General features: G+C 62.8%; 14 protein-coding genes. 10 read left to right on the top strand and 4 right to left on the bottom strand.

The window, feature by feature from the left end:
• Positions 1-9: 9 nt before the first annotated feature.
• Genes fdhF through CWB41_RS11325 form a run of 3 tightly spaced genes read left to right on the top strand, consistent with a single transcriptional unit; the run spans position 10 to position 3,969 of the window.
• Positions 10-2,856 (top strand): formate dehydrogenase subunit alpha, encoded by a 2,847-nt coding sequence (gene fdhF, locus CWB41_RS11335; protein WP_115836623.1) that lies wholly within the window; start codon positions 10-12, stop codon positions 2,854-2,856.
• Positions 2,853-3,710 (top strand): formate dehydrogenase accessory sulfurtransferase FdhD, encoded by an 858-nt coding sequence (gene fdhD / locus CWB41_RS11330; RefSeq protein ID WP_115836624.1) that lies wholly within the window; start codon positions 2,853-2,855, stop codon positions 3,708-3,710. Before fdhF ends, fdhD begins: the two co-directional genes overlap by 4 nt.
• The gene (locus CWB41_RS11325) at positions 3,700-3,969 is read left to right on the top strand and encodes a formate dehydrogenase subunit delta (RefSeq protein WP_115836625.1); all 270 of its coding nucleotides are present in this window, start codon (positions 3,700-3,702) and stop codon (positions 3,967-3,969) included. Before fdhD ends, CWB41_RS11325 begins: the two co-directional genes overlap by 11 nt.
• Positions 3,970-3,980: 11 nt before the next feature.
• Here the strand turns inward: CWB41_RS11325 and CWB41_RS11320 are convergent, their stop codons facing one another.
• On the bottom strand, positions 3,981-4,865 hold the full coding sequence (locus CWB41_RS11320; RefSeq protein WP_115836626.1) for a helix-turn-helix domain-containing protein: 885 nt from the start codon (positions 4,863-4,865) through the stop codon (positions 3,981-3,983).
• Positions 4,866-5,202: 337 nt separating this feature from the next.
• On the opposite strand from CWB41_RS11320, the gene CWB41_RS11315 reads away from it, so the two are divergent.
• A complete protein-coding gene (locus CWB41_RS11315; protein ID WP_115836627.1) occupies positions 5,203-8,373 on the top strand; it encodes an efflux RND transporter permease subunit in 3,171 nt (1,056 codons plus the stop codon).
• Between the two features lie 67 nt (positions 8,374-8,440).
• A complete protein-coding gene (locus CWB41_RS11310; RefSeq protein WP_115836628.1) occupies positions 8,441-9,700 on the top strand; it encodes an efflux RND transporter periplasmic adaptor subunit in 1,260 nt (419 codons plus the stop codon).
• Positions 9,701-9,808: 108 nt separating this feature from the next.
• Here the strand turns inward: CWB41_RS11310 and CWB41_RS11305 are convergent, their stop codons facing one another.
• Positions 9,809-13,144 carry a transglutaminase family protein gene (locus tag CWB41_RS11305; protein ID WP_115836629.1) on the bottom strand — a complete coding sequence of 1,112 codons (3,336 nt, stop codon included), beginning with the start codon at positions 13,142-13,144 and terminating at the stop codon, positions 9,809-9,811.
• 285 nt (positions 13,145-13,429) lie between these two features.
• Between CWB41_RS11305 and CWB41_RS11300 the strand changes: the two genes are divergently transcribed.
• The 4 genes from CWB41_RS11300 to CWB41_RS11285 are packed head-to-tail and all read left to right on the top strand — an operon-like array spanning position 13,430 to position 17,095.
• Positions 13,430-13,921, top strand: coding sequence for a MarR family winged helix-turn-helix transcriptional regulator (locus CWB41_RS11300; protein ID WP_245411276.1), 492 nt, complete (start codon positions 13,430-13,432; stop codon positions 13,919-13,921).
• Positions 13,918-15,969: an FUSC family protein gene (locus CWB41_RS11295; protein ID WP_115836631.1), complete on the top strand. Its 2,052-nt coding sequence runs from the start codon at positions 13,918-13,920 to the stop codon at positions 15,967-15,969. The genes CWB41_RS11300 and CWB41_RS11295 overlap by 4 nt, the downstream gene beginning before the upstream one ends.
• The gene (locus CWB41_RS11290; RefSeq protein ID WP_115836632.1) at positions 15,966-16,175 is read left to right on the top strand and encodes a DUF1656 domain-containing protein; all 210 of its coding nucleotides are present in this window, start codon (positions 15,966-15,968) and stop codon (positions 16,173-16,175) included. Before CWB41_RS11295 ends, CWB41_RS11290 begins: the two co-directional genes overlap by 4 nt.
• Positions 16,172-17,095, top strand: coding sequence for an efflux RND transporter periplasmic adaptor subunit (locus CWB41_RS11285; protein WP_115836633.1), 924 nt, complete (start codon positions 16,172-16,174; stop codon positions 17,093-17,095). The genes CWB41_RS11290 and CWB41_RS11285 overlap by 4 nt, the downstream gene beginning before the upstream one ends.
• On the opposite strand, the gene CWB41_RS11280 is transcribed toward CWB41_RS11285, so the two are convergent.
• Positions 17,096-18,274, bottom strand: coding sequence for a lytic murein transglycosylase (locus CWB41_RS11280; RefSeq protein WP_245411277.1), 1,179 nt, complete (start codon positions 18,272-18,274; stop codon positions 17,096-17,098). It lies immediately after the preceding gene.
• 340 nt (positions 18,275-18,614) lie between these two features.
• Between CWB41_RS11280 and CWB41_RS11275 the strand changes: the two genes are divergently transcribed.
• Positions 18,615-19,694, top strand: coding sequence for a helix-turn-helix domain-containing protein (locus CWB41_RS11275; protein ID WP_245411278.1), 1,080 nt, complete (start codon positions 18,615-18,617; stop codon positions 19,692-19,694).
• 53 nt (positions 19,695-19,747) lie between these two features.
• Here the strand turns inward: CWB41_RS11275 and CWB41_RS11270 are convergent, their stop codons facing one another.
• A complete protein-coding gene (locus tag CWB41_RS11270; RefSeq protein ID WP_115836636.1) occupies positions 19,748-20,884 on the bottom strand; it encodes an aminomethyl transferase family protein in 1,137 nt (378 codons plus the stop codon).
• Positions 20,885-20,904: the final 20 nt, after the last annotated feature.

Genomic DNA, 20,904 nt, shown 5'->3' with positions numbered 1-20,904 from the left:
GAGAACATAATGTCTCTCATCCATGAGATCGATTACGGCACGCCCGCCTCGAAATCGGCCGAGACCGTCGAGCTGACGATCGACGGCGCGAAAGTGACGGTGCCGGCCGGAACCTCGATCATGCGCGCGGCGATGGAGATCGGCAACCAGATCCCCAAGCTCTGCGCCACCGACAGCATCAATGCCTTCGGCTCCTGCCGTCTCTGTCTCGTCGAGATCGAAGGCCGCAACGGAACGCCGGCCTCCTGCACCACGCCCGTGGGGCCGGGCATGGTCGTCCACACGCAGACGCCACGACTGAAGAATCTACGCAACGGCGTGATGGAGCTTTATATCTCCGACCACCCGCTCGATTGCCTCACCTGCGCCGCTAACGGCAATTGCGAATTGCAGACACAGGCCGGCGTCGTCGGCCTGCGCGAAGTCCGCTACGGCTACGAAGGTGAGAATCACCTCAAGAGCCAGAAAGACACTTCCAATCCTTACTTCACCTACGACGCGTCGAAGTGCATCGTCTGCAACCGCTGCGTCCGCGCTTGCGAGGAAACACAAGGCACGTTCGCCCTGACGGTCGACGGCCGCGGCTTCGAGAGCCGCATCTCGCCCGGCCAGATGGAGAATTTCTTCGATTCCGAATGCGTTTCCTGCGGCGCCTGCGTGCAGGCCTGCCCGACCGCGACGCTGTCCGAGAAATCGCTCTACGATATCGGCCAGCCGGAACATTCGGTCGTCACGACCTGTGCATACTGCGGCGTCGGCTGCACCTTTAAGGCGGAGATGCGCGGCGACGAACTGGTTCGCATGGTCCCCTATAAGGACGGCAAGGCCAACCACGGCCATTCCTGCGTCAAGGGCCGTTTCGCCTGGGGTTATGCGACCCACAAGGATCGCGTCCTCAAGCCGATGATCCGCGAAAAGATTTCCGATCCCTGGCGTGAAGTCTCCTGGGACGAGGCGATCAATTATGCGGCCTCTGAGATCAAGCGTATCCAGGCGAAATACGGCCGCGCCTCCGTCGGCGGCATCACCTCCTCGCGTTGCACCAACGAGGAAACCTATCTCGTGCAGGAGCTGGTCCGCGCCGGCTTCGGCAACAACAATGTCGACACTTGCGCGCGCGTCTGCCACTCACCGACCGGCTACGGCCTCGGTCAGGCCTTTGGCACGTCGGCAGGCACGCAGGAATTCGACTCCATCGAATATACCGATGTCGTTCTGGTGATCGGCGCCAACCCGACCGATGCGCATCCCGTCTTCGGCTCGCATATGAAGAAGCGCCTGCGTGCCGGCGCCAAGCTCATCGTCATCGATCCGCGCCAAATCGATCTGGTGAAGTCGCCGCATATCAAGGCAGATTATCATCTGCCGCTGCGGCCCGGCACTAATGTCGCGATGCTCGACGCCCTCGCGCATGTCATCGTGACGGAGGGCCTCGTCAACGAAGCCTTCGTGCAGGAACGTTGCGACCCGGCCGAATTCTCTACCTGGGCGAAATTCGTCTCCGAGGAGCGCAACAGCCCCGAGGTCGTCGCGAAGATCACCGGCGTGCCGGCCGAGACGATCCGCGCCGCGGCCCGGCTCTATGCGACGGGAGGCAATGCCGCGATCTATTACGGCCTCGGCGTCACCGAGCACAGCCAGGGCTCGACCACCGTCATGGCCATCGCCAACATCGCCATGGCGACCGGCAATATCGGCCGCGAGGGCGTCGGCGTGAACCCGCTGCGCGGGCAGAACAATGTCCAGGGCTCCTGCGACATGGGCTCCTTCCCGCATGAATTTCCGGGCTACCGGCACGTCTCCAACGACGCGGTGCGCGAGCTCTTCGAGTCGATCTGGGGCGTGAAGCTGGACAACGACCCCGGCCTGCGCATTCCGAACATGATGGACGCGGCGATCGACGGCACGTTCAAGGCGCTGTACGTCCAGGGCGAGGACATTCTGCAATCCGACCCCGACACGCATCACATGTCGGCCGGTCTCGGCGCGATGGAATGCGTCATTGTTCAGGATCTCTTCCTCAACGAGACGGCGAATTACGCGCATGTCTTCTTGCCCGGCTCGACCTTCCTCGAAAAGGACGGCACCTTCACCAATGCCGAGCGCCGCATCCAGCGTGTGCGCCGGGTGATGGCGCCGCGCAATGGCTACGAGGATTGGCAGATCACCATGATGCTCGCCAAGGCGCTTGGCTACGAGATGCGCTACAAGGATCCCGGCCATATCATGGACGAGATCGCCAAGGTGACGCCGACCTTCGCCAATGTCTCCTACAAACTGCTCGACGAAGTCGGCTCGGTGCAATGGCCGTGCAATGGCGATGCGCCGCTCGGCACGCCGACCATGCACATCGATCATTTCGTGCGCGGCAAAGGCCAGTTCCTGCTGACCGAATATATTCCCACGGACGAAAAGATCGGCCCGCGCTTCCCGCTGCTGCTGACGACCGGCCGCATCCTGTCGCAATACAATGTTGGCGCGCAGACCCGGCGCACCGCCAATTCGTCCTGGCATCCCGAGGATGTGCTCGAAATCCATCCGCACGACGCCGAGGATCGCGGCATCCGCGACGGCGACTGGGTGAGGGTGAAGAGCCGCGCCGGCGAGACCACCTTGCATGCGAAAATCAGCGAGCGCGTAGCGCCCGGCGTCGTCTACACGACCTTCCACCACCCGCTCACCCAGGCCAATGTCGTCACCACCGATTTCTCGGACTGGGCGACGAATTGCCCCGAGTACAAGGTCACCGCCGTTCAGGTCGCGACCTCCAACGGGCCGAGCGAGTGGCAGGAAGAATATCAGGAAATGTCCGAGCAGAATTCGCGGATCGCGCATCCGCTCGATGCGGCGGAATGAGCGACGAGACGGACGCCCCGGAACCCCTGCCCGCCCCGGCGGTCAGTGTTCCCTGCCTCGCGCAGCGCGGCGGCGTCTCCTTCGCGACGGCCCGCATCGTCCCGGATGAGCAGGCGATTGCCTTCACCTATAATGGCTCGACCCATGCGGTGATGATGGCGACGCCCGCCGATCTTGAGGATTTCGCGGTTGGCTTCGCGCTGACTGAAGAACTGATCGAAGACCGCAGCGAGATCGAAAATCTTGAGATCGTCCCGACGCCGCTGGGCATCGAACTGCGTGTCTGGCTGAAGGGCGACCGCGCCGAGACCTATGCCAAGCGCCGGCGCAGCATGGCGGGGCCGACCGGCTGCGGCCTCTGCGGCATTGAAAGCCTGGAGGCGGCCATGCGGCCGCTGCCGCAGGTGACGGCGGCGACGAAATTCTCGTCGCAGGCGATCATCGCGGCGATGGCCTCCCTCGACCCTGCGCAGGTGCTGAACGCGGAAACGCACGCGGTCCACGGTGCCGGCTTCTGGACCGAACGCGAGGGCCTTATCGCCCTGCGCGAGGACGTCGGGCGCCACAATGCGCTCGACAAGCTTGTCGGCGCCCTCGTTCGCGCCGGCCGCACCGCCGCGGACGGCCTCGTGCTCATGACCAGCCGCGTTTCCATCGAACTGATCCAGAAGGCCGCGCGGCTCAACGCGCCCGTGCTTGTCGCCGTCTCCGCCCCGACTGCGGCGGCGATCCGCCTCGCCGACGAAGCGGGGATGACGCTTATCGCCGTCGCCCGGCGGCAGGACTTTGAAGTATTCACTCACCCCGAGAGATTGACTGAAACCTCCCGCCAGGCCGCATCAAATGTCGCATGATACGCATTCCACGTCGCACACGCTCGAACGGCTGATCTATATGGCCAACCAGATCGGCAGCTTCTTCGCCACACAGGGGCACGATAAGGAGGTCGCCGGCGTCGCGGACCATATTGCGAAATTCTGGAATTCGCGGATGCAAAAGCAGGTCTTCGTTCATCTCGCCGGCGGCGGCGAGGGCCTAATGCCCAACGTGAGGGAAGCCTTCCAGGTGCTCGAACGCCAGCAGCAACAGCAGGCCGCCGCGCAACAGCAGTAAAGCCTATCCTCTCAGCCCGCGATCCGCCGATAAGCGCTGGGGCTCACGCCCGTCATGCGGCGGAAGCCGGCGCTGAGCGAACTCGCCTCGCTGAAGCCGAGCCGCAGCGCGATTTCCGTCATCGGCGTTTTCGTCGTGTTGAGCAGCGCCTTGGCCGCCTCCACGCGACGCATCATGTGATAGCGGTGCGGCGGCATGCCGAAGGATTGTTTGAAGGCACGCGAAAAATGGAACGGGCTGAGATGCACGCACGCCGCCATATCGGCGATCGTCAGCCGCCCGTCGAGCCGTGCCTCGATATAGTCGGCGACCCGTTTCTCCTGCCAGGGCGCAAGGCCAGTCTGGCGGCCCGCGCGCGGCGGCACCTTCGTGCCGTTGAGGCGGATCAGTTCATGGCACAGAACCTCGCCGAGCGCCTCGACATAGGGGCTTGAGACGGCACTGGGCGCGGTGATCTGCGCCTTGAGCTTGAGCGCCGTCGCCCAGAGATCCGGGTCGAAGAAGAACAGCCGCGGCTGGAATTCGGTACGATCAAAGCCGAGCTCGGGATCGAGGCAGGGACCGCGTGGATCAATGTAAAAGAGATTCACGCGGGTCATCACGCGCGGCTTCTGCCAGCCGCGAAAACAATGGCCCGCGGGCACGAAGGTCATCCGCCGTGACAATTCCCGCAATCGCGATCGCGGCAAGCCTTCGAGGCACGTCTCGCCATCGGAGCGCTCGGAGCGCTCGGCCATGATCAACAGGTGGACAGGCGCTTGAAATGCATATTCATAGGGCTGGGATTCGAGGAGCTCGATGGCCTCGGCGCGCAACCCGCACCACGCGGCGGGTCGGCGCTGGATAATATGTGCAGGCGTATAACCAAGCTGCGGCAAGCCGAAGTCAGAAATCATGGACACGTCCAGAGCAACGGGGGGGTCTCATTGCCCTCTCGAACCGTTTCCCGCCAAGCTTGTTGTAATCGTAATATGGCGGCATATACCGCAAGTTCAATGATATTCACGATGAGGTGAGCGGGCCAGGTTCTCAATTTTATTGAGATTTTGCTTTATTGAGATTTTGCCGTGGCCTCTGGTTCCGATGGAGCAAGAACGAACAAGCAGAACCGCTGCGATGCAATTACATTGCGGCCCCGTGGCTGCCGCGGGCTCGGCGGTCCGGCTTCTTGCGCCCTGCGCCGAAGCGCCCTTCTACACCCTCTGACCAGAGCCTAATCCGAACGGAGCAGGAATGGGTATCGTTCGCTTCGCCTTGCGATTTCCGCACACGTTCTACGTGATGGCGCTGGCGATTCTGTTTCTCGGCATCAGCGCGATCTTCTCCACCCCCAAGGACATATTTCCGGTCATCAACATCCCGGTCGTCACGATCATCTGGCAATATACCGGCCTGACGCCGCAGGAGATGGAAGCCCGCGTCACGACCTATAGCGAATATGCGATCAGCGCCAACGTCAACAACATCCGCGATATGGAATCGCAGACGCTGTCGGGCATCGCCGTCCAGAAGATCTTCTTCCAGCCCGGCGTCAGCATCGATCTCGCCATTGCGCAGATCGTCTCGGCCACGAACGCCATCCGCGCCCTGATGCCGCCGGGCATCAACCCGCCGATCATCGTGCAATTCAACGCCTCGAGCGTGCCCGTCCTGCAATTGAGCCTCAGCTCCGACCGGATGAACGAGCAGCAGCTCTATGATTATGGCATCTACAGCCTGCGTCAGGCGCTGGCGCCGATTCAGGGCATCACCCTGCCCACCCCCTACGGCGGCAAATACCGCCAGATCATGGTCGATCTCAACCCGGATGCGCTGCGGGCCAACGGGCTGACGCCGAGCGATGTTCTTACCGCCGTCAACGCGCAGAGCCTCACCCTGCCCTCCGGCGACGCCAAGATCGGCAACAAGCAATATATCGTCAGCCTCAACGCCATGGCCGAGAGCATCAGCGCGCTCAACCGGCTGCCGCTGCGCCAGATCGGCGGGACGACCATACGGCTCGGCGATGTCGCGCATGTTCGCGACGGCTGGGCGGTGCAGCAGAACATCGTCCGCGCCAATGGACGGCGCTCGGTGCTGCTGACGATCATCAAGAACGGCGATGCCTCGACTCTCGATGTCGTCAATGCGGTGAAGGCGGCGATTCCAAATCTCCTCAAGGCCGCGCCGCCCGGCATGGAGATGCATGTCCTGTTCGATCAGTCGGTCTTCGTCAGCGAGGCCATCGCCAGCGTGTTGCGCGAGGGCGCCATTGCCGCCGGCCTCACGGCATTGATGATCCTCATCTTCCTCGGCTCGTGGCGCTCGACCCTGATCGTGATGATCTCGATCCCTCTCTCGATTCTCTCCTCGATCGCCATTTTCTCGGCACTCGGCCAGACGATCAACACGATGACGCTCGGCGGCCTCGCGCTCGCCGTCGGCATCCTCGTCGACGATTCGACCGTGGCGATCGAGAACACGCATCGTCTTTTCGAAGAGCATATGGAATTCGACGATGCGGTGCTGCACGGCTCCGCCGGCATCGCCCTGCCAACACTCGTTTCGACTCTGGCAATCTGCTCGGTCTTCGTCTCGGTGTTCTTCTTGCAAGGCGCGGCGCGATTCCTGTTTACTCCGCTGGGCATGGCTGTCGCCTTCGCCATGCTGGCGTCTTATGTCCTGTCACGGACGCTGACGCCGATCATCATCCGCACCCTGCTGCGGACGGAACAGGCGCAGCATGACGCCGGCCAGAGCTCCTGGCTCAGCCGGTTCCACGACAGGTTCAACGCCGGCTTCGATCGCTTTCGTGAAGGCTACACCTACGTTCTTGAGCATGTGCTGCACAGCCGCATCGTCGTGCCGCTCATCGCGCTTGGCGTCATCGGCGGCGCGGCTTTCCTGATGACGCAGGTCGGCGCCGACTTCTTTCCGCAGGTCGATACCGGCCTCATCCAATTGCACGTCCGCGCCCCGGCGCGCACGCGGATCGAGGCAACGGAAGCGATTTTCCAGGAGATCGAGGACCGTGTCCGCAAGGATGTTCCGCCGCAATATCTCGACCTTATCCTCGACAATATCGGCCTGCCGGCCCGCGTCTATAATCTCGCCTTCACCGACGGCTCGGCCATCGGCGTCAATGACGGCACGATCCAGATCGCCTTGAAGGAAGGTCACCCGCCGACGGCCGGTATCGTGAAGACGCTGCGCCGCGATCTGACCAAGGCTTTTCCGAACGTCCTGTTCTACTCGCAGCCCGCGGATATGGTGACGCAAATCCTTAATTTCGGCATCCCTTCGCAGATCGACGTCGCGCTGCAGGGCCCCGACCGCGCCGGCAATCAGGAGGTCGCCAAAGCGCTCCAGCAGCGCATGGCCAAAGTGCCGGGCCTCGTCGATGTGCATATCCAGCAGGAGCTCGATGCGCCGGAGCTCTATTATTCTGTCGACCGTATCCGCGCCCAGGAGATCGGGCTCAACGTCAACAGCATCGCCAACAATCTCAACATCAGCCTGAGTTCATCCGAACAGGTGTCGCCGAATTTCTGGACCGATCCGAAGAATGGCATCCCCTATTATTTCGCCGTGCAGACGCCGGAATATCGCATCTCGAGCCTCAACGACCTCAACAATACGCCCGTCGTCAGCATGGCCTCGACCGCGGTGCCGGTGCCGAACATCCTCGGCAATGTCGCTTCCGTCCAGCGGCGCTACATCCAGTCGGTGTTCAACCACGCCAACATCCAACCGCTCTACGACATCTATGCCAGCGTGCAGGACAGCGATCTCGGCGGCGTCGCCAAGAGCATCGACAAAATCCTTGCCGATCTCGGGCCGCAATTGAAACCCGGCAACACATTCGTCGTTCGCGGCCAGATCGACAGCATGAACTCGGCGTTTCACAATCTGACGCTCGGACTGCTGTTTGCCGCCGTCTTCGTTTATCTGCTGATGGTGGTGAACTACCAGAGCTTCCTCGATCCGCTGGCGATCATCCTTGCGCTGCCCGGCGCCGGCGCCGGTATTCTGCTCTTGCTTTATGTGACGGGGACGACGATCAGTGTACCGTCGCTGATGGGCGCGATCATGTCGATCGGTGTCGCCTCGGCCAATTCGATCCTGCTCGTCACCTTCGCGCGCGAGCAGCGCCGCGAGGGATTGAGCGCGCTGGACGCCGCCCGCGCCGCAGGGCGCACCCGTATCCGCCCGGTGCTGATGACGGCGGCAGCGATGATCGTCGGCATGATCCCGATGGCCATCGGCGCGGCGGGCGAGGAGCAAAACGCGGTGTTGGCGCGCGCCGTGATCGGCGGCGTGATGATCGGCACGCTCACGACCCTTTTGTTCGTGCCGTGGTTATATTCTATTATCGGCCGGTTCGAGCAGACGGCGCCGCATGAGCCGGACGGGGAGCCTGCCTGATGCGCACCGCTTCCGCTCATATGATTTTCGCAGATCAAGCAATTTTCGCAGATAAGGATCTCGCCTGATGCGCGATGAAGTCCAGAAGACCAGCACGCCGGCTCCGGACGCGAGCGATCCGCCGCATGGGGCGCGGCCGCGCCGTCTCGGTCTGATTGTCCTCGCCGCCCTGCTCGTTTTGGCCGGTCTTGTCGCCTATGGCGCTTTCAACCATGCGCAGCGGCGTGAAGCCGCGCTCGATACGGAGAAGCAGCAGGAAGATAGCGTGCCCGTGGTGCGCATCGCCACGGTTGGCGTCAATTCCGCGCCGCGCGTGCTCGATCTGCCCGGCAGCACCGAAGCGTTTGACGCCGCCACCGTCTATGCCCGCGCCACCGGCTATATCGCCAAGCGCAATGTCGATATCGGCAGCGAAGTGAAGGTGGGCGACGTGCTCGCCGTCATCGCGGCGCCGGACCTCGACCAGCAGCTTTTGCAGGCCGAGGCCCAGGTCGCGCAATTGCAGGCGGCGATAGCTCAGGCACAATCGAATTCGCAGCTTGCCAATGTCACCAACCAGCGGACGCAGACCCTCGTCGTCCAGGGCTGGCAGACCAAGCAGCAGGGCGATACCGACCGGCTGACCTATCAGGGTCAAGCCGCCGCGGTGCAGGTCGCGCAGGCCAATCTCAAGGCGGGCGAGGCACAGGTCTCGCGGCTGAAGGAATTGACCGGCTTCGAAAAGGTCGTGGCGCCCTTCGGCGGCTTCATCACCCAGCGCCACGTCGATGTCGGCAGTCTCGTCACCGCCGACCAATCGACCGGCACGGCCTTGTTCGACATCGCCCACAGCGAGGTGCTGCGCACGCAGATCTACGTGCCGCAGGACGCCGTCTTCAGCTTGAAGGATGGGGCATCGGCGGAAATCCGCGTTCCAGAGATTCCGGGGCGCGTCTTCCACGGCACCGTGGCGCGCAATGCCAATGCGCTAACCCCCGGCACGCGCACGCGGCTGACCGAGGTTGATGTCGACAATTCCGACGGAACCTTGTTCCCCGGCCTCTACTGCACGGTCCGGCTTTTCATTCCGCGCGCACAGCCGGTGATCTCGATCCCCGCGCAGGCGTTGATCTTCAACAAGAACGGACTCACCGCCGCGGTTTACGACGACGGCATCGTCCGCATCCGCCAGCTCAACCTGCTCGCCGACAACGGCGCGGAGGTCGATGTCCTCACCGGCCTCAAGCCGGAGGACAAGATCATCCTCAACCCACCGATCAACATCCGCGACGGGATGCACGTGACGGCCGCAGGCTCAAGCGGCAATGTGAATGTCGGCCAGCGCTGAGAACGGCGGCGCAAACAAGAAGGATCAAAGCTCGTCATTGCGAGGAGCAAAGCGACGAAGCAATCCAGAAACGGAGTCTAGATTGCTTCGCTTCGCTTGCAATGACAGCTAGTGCCTCCGCAAATCCAGAGTCAGCGGAAATTCGCCTGAGCGCTCCGGGCGCGGAACTTCGATGGCGCCGGGCGTATGCCCATGCCCCTGGAAACGCGCCAGGCGACGCGCCTCGGCCTCGTAGCTGTTGATCGGAAACGTATCGTAATTGCGCCCGCCCGGATGGGCGACATGATAGACGCAGCCGCCGAGCGAGCGGCCGGTCCACGTGTCGATGACATCGAAGGTCAGCGGCGCATCGACCGGCAGCGTCGGATGCAGGCCGTGCGCCGGCTTCCATGCCTTGTAGCGCACACCCGCGACCGCCTCGCCGAACGTGCCGGTGGGAGTCATCGGCAGTTGGCGGCCGTTGCAGGCGATGACATGACGGCCGTCGATAAGACCATTGCACTTGACCTGCAGGCGCTCGACGGAGGAATCGACATAGCGCACCGTGCCGCCGACCGCCCCCTCCTCGCCCAACACATGCCAGGGCTCCAGCGCCTGGCGCAGTTCGAGCCGCACGCCGCCCGCCTCGACAACGCCATAAACCGGAAAGCGGAATTCGCGCTGCGCCTCGAACCACAGCGGGTCGAAATCGTAGCCGGCGCGCTTCAGATCACCAAGCACTTCGAGGAAATTCTGCCAGACGAAATGCGGCAGCATGAAACGGTCGTGCAACGCCGTGCCCCAGCGGACGAATTCGCCGTTCTGCGGTGCCTGCCAGAACCAGGCGAGCAGGCCGCGCAGCAATAATTGCTGTGAGAGGCTCATGCGCGCGTCCGGCGGCATTTCAAACGAGCGGAATTCGACGAGGCCGAGACGGCCTGTCGGCCCATCCGGCGAATAGAGCTTGTCGATACAGATCTCGGTGCGATGCGTATTGCCGGTCGAGTCGACAAGCAGATTGCGAAACAGCCGGTCGACGATCCACAGCGGCGCATGATCCTCGCGCTTCGGCACGCTCGCCAGCGCGATCTCCAGTTCATAGAGCTGGTCGTGCCGTGCCTCGTCGAAGCGCGGCGCCTGACTTGTCGGACCGATGAACAGGCCGGAGAAAAGATAGGAGAGCGCGGGGTGGCGTTGCCAATAGAGCACGACGCTCTTCAGCATGTCGGGCCGGCGCAGGAACGGCGAATCCCCCGGCGTAGGCCCGCCGAAGACGATATGATTGCCGCCGCCGGTGCCGGTATGGCGGCCGTCGGTCATGAATTTCTCGGCGCCGAGCCGCGACTGGCGCGCGTCTTCATAAAGCCCGCGTGTCGTCGCGACCGCCGCCTCCCAGCTTTTGGCGGGATGGACGTTGACCTCGATGACGCCGGGATCGGGCGTGACCTTGATGACATCGAGACGCGGGTCGAAGGGCGGCGGATAGCCCTCGATGTGGACCGGCGTCTTGAGCGCGGCTGCGCTCGCCTCGGTGGCGGCGAGGAGTTCGAGATAGTCGGCGAGCTTTTCGACCGGCGGCATGAATACGCAGAGAATGCCGTCGCGCGGCTCAACCGAGAGAGCGGTGCGCACCGCGCCCTCTACAATGTGCTGCTCGACGCGTTCCTGCTGCCCGCCGCTTTCGGCGACGCGCTCGAATTGCTGGCCGAGTTCGACCGGATCGGGCAGCGAGTCACGATCCTCCAGCGGGTCCTGCGCGACGATGAACGGATAGGAGGCCGGCGGCACCCAGGGCAACGAGGACAAGGGCAACCGATAGCCGACGGGCGAGTCGCCGGGCACGAGGAACAGCCGTCCGCGCCGCAGCTTCCAACGCTCGCTCGCCCAGCGCGACTGCGTGGATGCCTGCGCGTTCCAGCGCTGCACCGGAAGCACGAAGCCCGTCGCCGTCGTCAGCCCGCGCGCGAACGTGCGGATCATCCGGTTGCGCTCCTCGGCATCTTCCATCTTCGGATCGAGCGGGTCGGTGTTCTCGGGCAGATTGCCTTCCTTCACGAGCCAGGTCGTCGGATCCTCATAGGCGGCAAGGACGCAATCCTTGTCGACGCCGAGCCGCTCGGCGATCCCCGCCGTGAGCTTCTCGGCCTTTCCGCGCAGCACCTCCTCCGCCGCTTCGTCGCGCGGGGACGTCTGAATCTCTTCCGCCGTGCGCGTTACCGGCACGGGGGCGATCAACGAAGGGTCTTTCCAGATCGGCCTGCCGTCCTTGCGCCAATAAAGGGCAAACGCCCAGCGCGGCAATGTCTCGCCGGGATACCATTTGCCCTGCCCGTAATGCAGCATGCCGCCCGGCGCGAAGCGCGCCCGCAGGCGGCGGATCAGGTCATCGGCGCGGCTGCGCTTCGTCGGTCCGACGGCGGCGGTGTTCCACTCGGCCGCCTCGAAATCATCGACCGATACGAACGTCGGCTCGCCGCCCATCGTCAGCCTCGCATCCTGCGCGACGAGATCGGCATCGATCTGCTTGCCGAGCGCATCGAGCCTGTCCCATGCCTCTTCCGAGAAGGGCAAGGTGATGCGCGGCGCCTCGGCGACACGGGTGACATTCATCTCGAAGGCAAAATCGACATGCGCCGGTTCGACGGCGCCGGAGATCGGCGCCGCGGAGCGATAATGCGGCGTGGCGCAGAGCGGAATGTGGCCCTCGCCGCAGAAAAGCCCGGAGGTCACGTCCATGCCGACCCAGCCCGCGCCGGGAATATAGACCTCGGCCCAGGCATGGAGATCGGTGAAATCGTGCTGGGTGCCCTTCGGCCCTTCGAGCGGATCGATATCGGCGCGCAACTGGATGAGATAGCCGGAGACGAAGCGCGCCGCGAGGCCGAGATTGCGCAAAATCTGCACGAGCAGCCAGGCCGAGTCGCGGCAGGACCCGGAGGCGAGCGCCAGCGTCTCCTCCGGCGGCTGCACGCCGGGCTCCATGCGGATCACATAGCGGGTCGCCTGCTGCAGATCGGCATTGAGATCGACGAGAAAGGGGATCGTCCGGACCGGACCCTTCGGCAGCCCCGCAACATATTCGGCAAGGCGCGGCCCAACGGGCTCAGCTTCGAGGTAGGGCGTCAGCTCCTTTTTCAGGTCCGGCTCGTAAGCGAAGGGAAATTGCTCGGCATAAGGTTCGATGAAAAAGTCGAACGGGTTGATGATGGCAAGCTCAGCCGTCAGATCGACCTCGATCTTCAATTCCTCGGTCTTTTCGGGAAAGACGAGCCGCGCCAGCCAATTGCCATGCGGATCCTGCTGCCAGTTGATGAAGTGATCCGGCGGCGAAACCTTCAGCGAATAGCTCGTGATCTTGGTGCGGCAATGTGGAGCCGGACGCAGCCGGATCGTCTGCGGCCCGAGGCCGATCGGACGGTCATAGCGGTAATGCGTGACGTGATGAATTGCAGCGGAGATGGTCAACAGCGGGTTCCGGTGATGGGCGCGTGGTTCGCGCGGAGTGGCGCTCTCTAGCTTAGGAATGTGGCAGACACCAAGCAATCGCCGCGCCGCACAAAACTCGCTCTTACTGCTCGCATCCTGCCCTTATGCTAGGCGACGTGCCCTGACGCGGGCTCCCCCCACAACGGCACGGCCTGCTTCTTCCCCCAACGGTCAAGCCCGTGGCGACCGCCTGCGCAAACCTTGACACATCGTTTGCTAATTATTAGCTTGCTAACTAATTTAATGCCTGTTGGAGGAGCGCTGGTGGCGGCCTCGAAGGAATTGTGCCGGTTACGCCTGGCGTTCACCCATGAAATGCTTTTGAAGAGCCGGCTCTGGCGGCGCCTCGCCGATGGCGTTTCCAAGGTGCATGGCCTCTCGGATGCCGTGGCTATTCCCCTCATCCTTATTGGTCGCCTCGGGACGCTCACGCAGACAGCACTGGCCGACGCCATCGGTGTCGAGGGGCCGACGCTCGTGCGCCATCTCGACCATCTCAGTGCGATGGGATTGATCGAGCGCCGCGAAGATCCGAGCGACCGCCGCGCCAAACTCCTGAATCTCACGGCCTCCGGCAAACTTCTGCTCGCCAGGATCGAAGGCGATCTCGGACATCTGCGCGACGAAGCCTTTGCTCATATCACCGCCGAGGATTTTGAAGCCTGCCTCCGCGTCTTCCGCGCCATCGAGGATCATGCCAAAAATGGCGCCGAGACGGAGCGCGCTGCGCCTCCGCGCAGGGCCCGAGCCGGATGACGAGTCCCTTCCCCATCTTCGCTGCGCGCGACTGGCTCTTCGCGCTCAGAACTTTCGCCGCCGGGCTGCTCGCGCTTTATATTGCGATGTGGATCGATCTGCCGCGTCCCTATTGGGCACTAACCACGGTCTACATCACCAGCCAGATCTTCGCCGGTGCGACCCGCTCCAAGGCGATCTTCCGTGTCGGCGGCACAGCGCTAGGCGCAGTTGGTGCCGTTGCTCTGGTGCCGAACTTCGTCAACGCGCCGGTGCTTCTGACCTTGGTCATGGCGCTCTGGATCGCTACCTGCCTTTACGTTTCCCTCCTCGACCGGACGCCTGCCTCCTACATGCCGATGCTGGCCGGCTATACCGCCGCCATTATCGGTTTTCCCGTGGTCGATGATCCCGGAACCGTCTTCGATACGGCCGTCTCGCGCGTGGAAGAAATCACGCTCGGCATCCTTTGCGCGACCCTCGCCTCGTCTCTTGTCTTTCCGCAATCCGTCCGGCCTGTCCTCGTTAATCGCTTCAATAGCTGGGCCACGGATGCCCGCGCCTGGATCGTCGGCGCATTGGGCGGCGAGGTCGACGAAACGCAGGCCCATGAAGATCGCGTTCATCTCGCCGCCGAAACGATCGCGCTCGATGCGCTCGCCATTCCGCTGAGCCACGAGTCTGAAGCCCAAAGCGACACAAGCCGGACGCTCAGTTTGCTGCGCCAGCATATGTTGATGTATCTGCCGATTGTCGCATCTCTTGTGGACCGCATCACGCTTCTCGAACGCGTCAAGGCGATGCCGGAACCGATGCGCCGCGTGATCGACGATACGCGGAGATGGATTGCAAGCGGGCGGCATGACGCGGACGAAATTGCCGCTTTGCGCCGGGACATCGACGCCGCCGACCCGCCGCTCGGCAAAGCGCCCGGCGGACGCGAACTTGCGGTGACAACGCTTGCGGCACGGCTGCGCGATTTCGTCGATCTGCGTGAGGATTTCCGGCAGCTCCGCGACGCACTCGAAAACGCAGCTCCGGCGCCGGAACGGCTTGAATATCGCTATACTGCGCAGGTGCGCGAAATTCGCCATCGCGACTATCTGACGGCACTTCTTTCCGCGGCCGGCGTCTTCGTTACCGTCGTCGTCATCTGCGTCATCTGGATTGCGACAGCATGGCCGGACGGTGCAACCGCCGTGATGATGGCGGCGGTCGCCTTCAGCTTTTTCTCGAGCCTCGACGATCCGGCGCCGCAGATCATGAAATTCACCAATGCCGGCATCATCGGCGTCATGGGCGCGGCCATCTATCTTTTCGCTCTGCTTCCCCGGGCGACCAATTTTGAAATGCTGGCTCTGGCGCTCGCGCCGGGACTGATTGCCTGCGGTCTTGCGATGACGCAACCAAAATGGGCGCTCCAGGGCGTCAGCGCCGCCATTTTCGGTGCCTCGACGATCGCGATCCAGGATAATTATGCGGGCGATTTCGCCAGCTTTGCCAATGGCGCCTTTGCGATTATCGCCGGCATGTGGATCGCCGCAATCGTGACGCTGCTGATGCGTTCGGTCGAAGCCACGTTTACCGCCCGCCGGCTGCATCGCCTCAACCGCCGCGAACTCGCAAAGGCCGCGCTATCGGATCGCGCGCAGGACAGTCTTGAACTTGCCGCGCTGATGCTCGACCGCGTCGGCCTCATCGCGATGCGGATCACATCGCTGCCGCCGGAAGAAACCGAGTGGACGGTCTCGCTCATCGGCGAGGTGCGCGTCGGCATGAATCTCACCGAGTTGAGGCGCGTGGAACCGCGGCTTCCAGGCGTCATCCACGAAGCTGTCCTGCGCGTCCTGCGCGGGGTGGCTGCGCACTTTTCTACGGCCGATGAAAATCCGCCCGAAAAACTAAAGGTCGATATTGATTCTGCCCTCGAAATGACTGCTGCCTACAGCAATTCGGCCGACATTCATGCCGCATTGATTGGCCTCTACGGGCTACGGCGTGCTCTTTTCCCCGACGCCCTGCCCTATCATCCGCCTGTATCGACAGCCCAGCCGGAGATGGCGGCATGAGCGGCGAATTCGACATCATTGGCGTTTTCATTCCGACGCTCGGAATCTGGATGCTGATCGCTTTCGCGCTCACGGCGATGCTGCGCAGGATTCTCGCCGCCTGCCACTTCTACAATCTGGTCTGGCATCGCGCCCTGTTCGACCTGGCGCTCTATGTCGTGACCCTCGGTCTTGTCGTATTCATCGCTCAAGAGTTCACCACATGAGGAAATTTGCCTGGCCCTTGCGCGCACTGACGACGCTGGTTGCCGTCGTGGCGGCCATTTTCGTCGGCATCGGCCTTTGGGATTATTACATCGACGCGCCCTGGACGCGCGACGGCCGGATACGCACGGATGTCGCGATCATCGCACCAGATGTCTCCGGCCTCGTGTCCGAAGTGCTCGTGCGCGACAATCAGCATGTGAAGAAGGGAGATGTCCTTTTCCGCATAGACCCGGAGCGCTTCAAGATCGCGCTGCGCGAGGCCGAAGCGCAGGTCGCGGCGAAAGATGCCGCAAACATACAGGCCGCCTCCGATTATGCCCGCTACAGCAAGCTCACGGACCTCTCTGTGACCCAGCAACAGCTCGAACTCTCCAGGGCGAGCGCGGAATCCGCGAGAGCTGGATACGATCAGGCTGTCGCCGCGCGCGATCTCGCCAAGCTCAATCTCGCCCGCTCGGAGGTGCGCGCCTCCGTCAATGGAATGATCACTAATATGGGCCTGCGCCCTGGCACCTATATTTCCACCGGTCAAGGTGCGATGGCCCTGATCGACGAAGACACGCTGCGCGTCGAAGGCTATTTCGAGGAAACGAAATTGCCGCGTATCCATGTCGGCAGCCGCGCCACGATCCGGCTGATGGGCGATACGCGCGATCTCACCGGCCATGTTGAGAGTATCTCCGGCGGCATCGTCGATCGTGAGCGCAGCGAAGGCTCCAATCTTCTGGCCAACATCAATCCCACATTCTCCTGGGTGCGCTTGGCGCAGCGCGTCCCCGTGCGCATCAAGCTCGATGCCGTGCCAACCGGCGAGAGCCTCGTCTCCGGCCGCACAGCAACCGTCTCGATCACGCCGGACGGCGAGACGCCGAAACACGGGCTCGCACATCTCTGGCAGATGATCGCCGCGCGGTTTTGATTATCGCGCCGCCGCGTGCAGGCGCGTGAGCAGATCGGCGCGCGCCGCGCCGTCTGCGGGCGCGTCGCCTGCCTCGATCTGAAAGGCATGGATCGCGTCGCGTGAGGCCTGGCCGAATTTACCGTCGAACGTGCCGCGATAAAGATTGAGCTTCGCCAGCAGCTTCTGGATTTCGAGCTTTTCGGAACGGCTGAAGAGCGTCTGATTTTTCGGCCACGCTCTGTGCAGCCCGCTTCGCCCTTCGATGCGGTCGCCGAGACAGGCGAGAGACAGCGCGTAAGAGTCGGAATTGTTATAGGCCTTCAGAACCCAATAATTGTCGCTGAGCAAAAAGGCCGGGCCGCTGGCGCCGGCGGGGAGGAACAAAGTCGCCCTGCCCTGTGGCAGTGCCCGCCCGTTCGCCGCTTTGACTCCCGCCGCGGCGAAGTCGCGAAAATCAGCATGCAGGGTCTTGAAGGCGAAATTCTCCGGCAGGACAACTTCGACACCCCACGGCAAAGCCGGATTCCAGCCGGAGGCACGCAAAAAATGCCCGATCGAGGCAAGCGTATCGGCGGGATTGTTCCAGATATCCGGCGCGCCCGTTTCGCGATAGCTCACGGCATATTTGAGATAGGCCGAGGGCATGAATTGCGGATCGCCCATGGCGCCCGCCCAGGAACCGATAAGACGGCCGCGCGGCAGACGCCCCTGCTCCAGAATGACGAGCGCGCTGACGAACTCGTTGACGAAAATGTCGGTATCGCGGGGATGAAAGGCGAGTGTGGCCAGGGAGCGCACGACATCCTTGTTGCCGCGGTCGCGGCCGAAATCGCTCTCCATCCCCCACGCCGCAAGCAGAATGCCCGAAGGAACGCCATAGCGGCGCACGACAGTCTCAAGTTCGCTACGATAGGTACCAGCCAGGGCGCGGCCGCGCGCGATCCGCGTCGGCGAGACAGCCTCTTTGAAATAGGCGGACAGAAGCCGCTCGAATTCCGGCTGCTTGCCGACCGCCACCGGCACTGACGGATCCTCGGTGATGTCGGCAATTGTCTGCGTGAACGTCGCACGGCTGACGCCTCGCGCCGCCGCCCGCGGCCAGAGCGACTCAAGAAAAGCATGAAAAGCGCTTTCTGCCGCCCCTGCGGGCATTGGCGCCGCCGCAGGCATCAGCGCCGCGAGCACGACCAGGGCCATGAGAATCCCCCCCCTGCCCCTAAAACGCCCAGCACTGCAGTCCGACGTCGCCGAGATCATTGGCGCTCCTTTCCAAGAACCCATGCTTTATCCGATTGAGATAGCAACATAATTGCGGCAGCGCCTCAGCCATGCGGCAGCCGGTATAGGAGAATTCTTGCGCGTGTCGCGGCGCCCGCGCGCTCCAATTATTCGACGATCATCGGGCATTTGGCACCCAATTTGCTCCCCGCTCGACAGAATTCGGCCGCCGGCAATGCCCTTTACGCAAGTTGCCATTGAAAAAGCCGCCGAGCTGTCCTTTTCTCTTGGAATAAATTCCAATTCCAGGATTGGAGCCATGTCGCAAACGACAGGTATGACGGGAAACGCCGATAAGCCGCTGCTGCGTCTCAACGACAGGGAGTGGTTCAACAGGCTCGGACAGGTGGCGAAGTCGATCGGCTCGCGGGAATTCCATCACGAGCTCGTCGATCTCTTCGGCGCCAGCATCCGACATGAGTCGTGCTGGATCATTCGCTTCTCGCGCGCCACGACGCCGCAAGTGCTGTTCACGCACAATGTCGCCGAAGAAGTCGTCAGCACGTATAGCCACAGCTATTCGGAGATCGACCCCTTCTCGGATTTTTGGCAGGACCAGGGCCGCGCCGGCGTCATCATGCTCGCCGAAGCCAAAGCGTCCTCGATGCGGACGGAGGCTTACAGCCGTATCTTCCTGCCCAACGCCAATATTTCCGACGAGATGAGCGTTTTCCTGCCGACGGTGGGGAATGATTGCTACGGCCTTTTTCTCGAGCGCGAACAGGGACAATTCTCGCGCTCTGACGTTGAACGCGCTCGGCTGGTCTTCCCGGCCCTCGAAGGCTGCCACCGCGCGCATATGAGCTGGATGCTCGCCAATCTACACAATGGCAGCGATCTGGAATTGAGCGGACTGGCCAACAAGCCGCTGCTGATTCAGGATCGCTTCGGGATCGATGTCTATGCGAACGATGCCTGGGCCGACGCGGTCGCGGCGGATGGCGCCCTCACCAGCTTGCTCGGCGAATTCTCCGCTTGCGAACACGGCCAGACGCGGTCGCTGGATGGCTGCGTTCTGAAATTCGAGGCTTTGCGCGGTGATTTTCCGCTGGCGCCGCACGGGCGCCTGTTTGTGCTCGAACCGCACAATTCCTCGCTGCGGGTTGCCGCAGAGGATTTCGCCGCCCCGGTCGAACTCACGCCCCGCGAACGCGATATTTTCGGGCTTATCATGAACGGCCGCACGACCGGCCAGATCGCCCAGACGCTGAAAATCAGCAAAGGCGTAATCAAGAATTACAAGCAGCGCATCTATCGCAAGGTGAATGTCGATTCCGAGCGCGCCCTGGTGCGGAAGTTCGCGCCGTCGTTTCGCGGGGTCGAAGCCGGCGCCTGGTAAAAAGGGGCGACCATCGACTGGCCGCCCCTCTCATATCCTCCGAAAGAATATTGTCAGCGCGGGGAGCGTTCTTCCAGCGGATGAGTCCGTAGTCGCAGCGGATCGTAGAACGGCACTTTGACGACACGCGCTTTGAACACGCCCGCCTCGCTGTGAACGTCAAGCTCCGCGCCGAAGGGCGCGTAAGCGGGTTTGACATGTACGAGCGCGAGCGAGCGCATCAGATGCTGGCTGTAGGTCGTGCTGTTGACGACGCCGACTTCAACGCCATCCTTGAACAGCTTCGCGCCCGGCTCGATGGCATCGCCATGATCGACCTCGATGCCGACCTGCGCGACACGCTCCTGCCCGCGCCGGCGGATGAGCGCGTCCTTGCCGCGGAAAGATGGCTTGTCGAGATGCACAGTCCAGGGCACACCCGCCTCCCACGGCGTCGTGTCGCCCTCCGGCATATCGAAGGGGAAAAAAAGCAACGCCGACTCGACCCGCACGATATCGAGGCAGGCCCAGGAAACCGGGATCGCGCCGAAGGGTTTCCCCGCCTCGACGATGGAATCCCAGATGAAGCCCGCATCGGCGGCGGTGCAGAAGACTTCGTAGCCGCGCTCGCCTGAATAGCCGCCGCGCGCCAGCGTCACCGGGCGGCCGAACAGAATCGTCGGCGCATGTTCGAAATAGCGGAGACTGGCGAGATCGAACGGCGTGTGCGGCGCCAGAATGTCGAGCGCCTTCGGCCCTTGCAGCGACAGGATATGCGTGTCGTTGTCTTTGCGGAATTGCACGTCGCGCCCTTTCGCCACGAGCGGCAGAACATCTTCGAGCGTGCCGCCGCCATGTGACAGCCGGTAGGTGTCTGGCGCAATGGCGTAGACAAGAACGTCGTCGATAAGCGACCCATTCTCATCGACAATATTGCTGATGGCGGATTTGCCCGGCCCGAGCTTCGAAATGTTCGAAGTCAGCAGCTCCTCCAGCGCGGCAAGCGCGTCCTTGCCGGTGACATTGATCAGACGCAGGGATGTCACGTCGAAGAGCCCGGCACGACAGCGGACGGCCTCCGTCTCGAAATACGGGTCCGTCGCGTAGCGCTGCGGAATCGGCATATCGTTCCAGGAGGATTCGAACTGCGTTCCGAGCGCGCGGTGCCGATCGTTGAGGACCGACTGCCGGGAATAGACATGCGTGTTCATGCGGGACTCCGTTGTCTTTT

It is taken from the genome of Methylovirgula ligni (genome assembly GCF_004135935.1).
GTDB lineage: Bacteria > Pseudomonadota > Alphaproteobacteria > Rhizobiales > Beijerinckiaceae > Methylovirgula > Methylovirgula ligni.
This window is presented reverse-complemented; position numbering and strand designations above follow the sequence as displayed.

Bases quoted from the DNA above. Each gene is read 5' to 3' on its own strand.
- fdhF (WP_115836623.1), top strand. From the start codon at position 10: ATGTCTCTCATCCATGAGATCGATTACGGCACGCCCGCCTCGAAATCG.
- fdhD (WP_115836624.1), top strand. From the start codon at position 2,853: ATGAGCGACGAGACGGACGCCCCGGAACCCCTGCCCGCCCCGGCGGTC.
- CWB41_RS11325 (WP_115836625.1), top strand. From the start codon at position 3,700: ATGTCGCATGATACGCATTCCACGTCGCACACGCTCGAACGGCTGATC.
- CWB41_RS11320 (WP_115836626.1), bottom strand. From the start codon at position 4,865: ATGATTTCTGACTTCGGCTTGCCGCAGCTTGGTTATACGCCTGCACAT.
- CWB41_RS11315 (WP_115836627.1), top strand. From the start codon at position 5,203: ATGGGTATCGTTCGCTTCGCCTTGCGATTTCCGCACACGTTCTACGTG.
- CWB41_RS11310 (WP_115836628.1), top strand. From the start codon at position 8,441: ATGCGCGATGAAGTCCAGAAGACCAGCACGCCGGCTCCGGACGCGAGC.
- CWB41_RS11295 (WP_115836631.1), top strand. From the start codon at position 13,918: ATGACGAGTCCCTTCCCCATCTTCGCTGCGCGCGACTGGCTCTTCGCG.
- CWB41_RS11290 (WP_115836632.1), top strand. From the start codon at position 15,966: ATGAGCGGCGAATTCGACATCATTGGCGTTTTCATTCCGACGCTCGGA.
- CWB41_RS11285 (WP_115836633.1), top strand. From the start codon at position 16,172: ATGAGGAAATTTGCCTGGCCCTTGCGCGCACTGACGACGCTGGTTGCC.
- CWB41_RS11280 (WP_245411277.1), bottom strand. From the start codon at position 18,274: ATGGCCCTGGTCGTGCTCGCGGCGCTGATGCCTGCGGCGGCGCCAATG.
- CWB41_RS11275 (WP_245411278.1), top strand. From the start codon at position 18,615: ATGTCGCAAACGACAGGTATGACGGGAAACGCCGATAAGCCGCTGCTG.
- CWB41_RS11270 (WP_115836636.1), bottom strand. From the start codon at position 20,884: ATGAACACGCATGTCTATTCCCGGCAGTCGGTCCTCAACGATCGGCAC.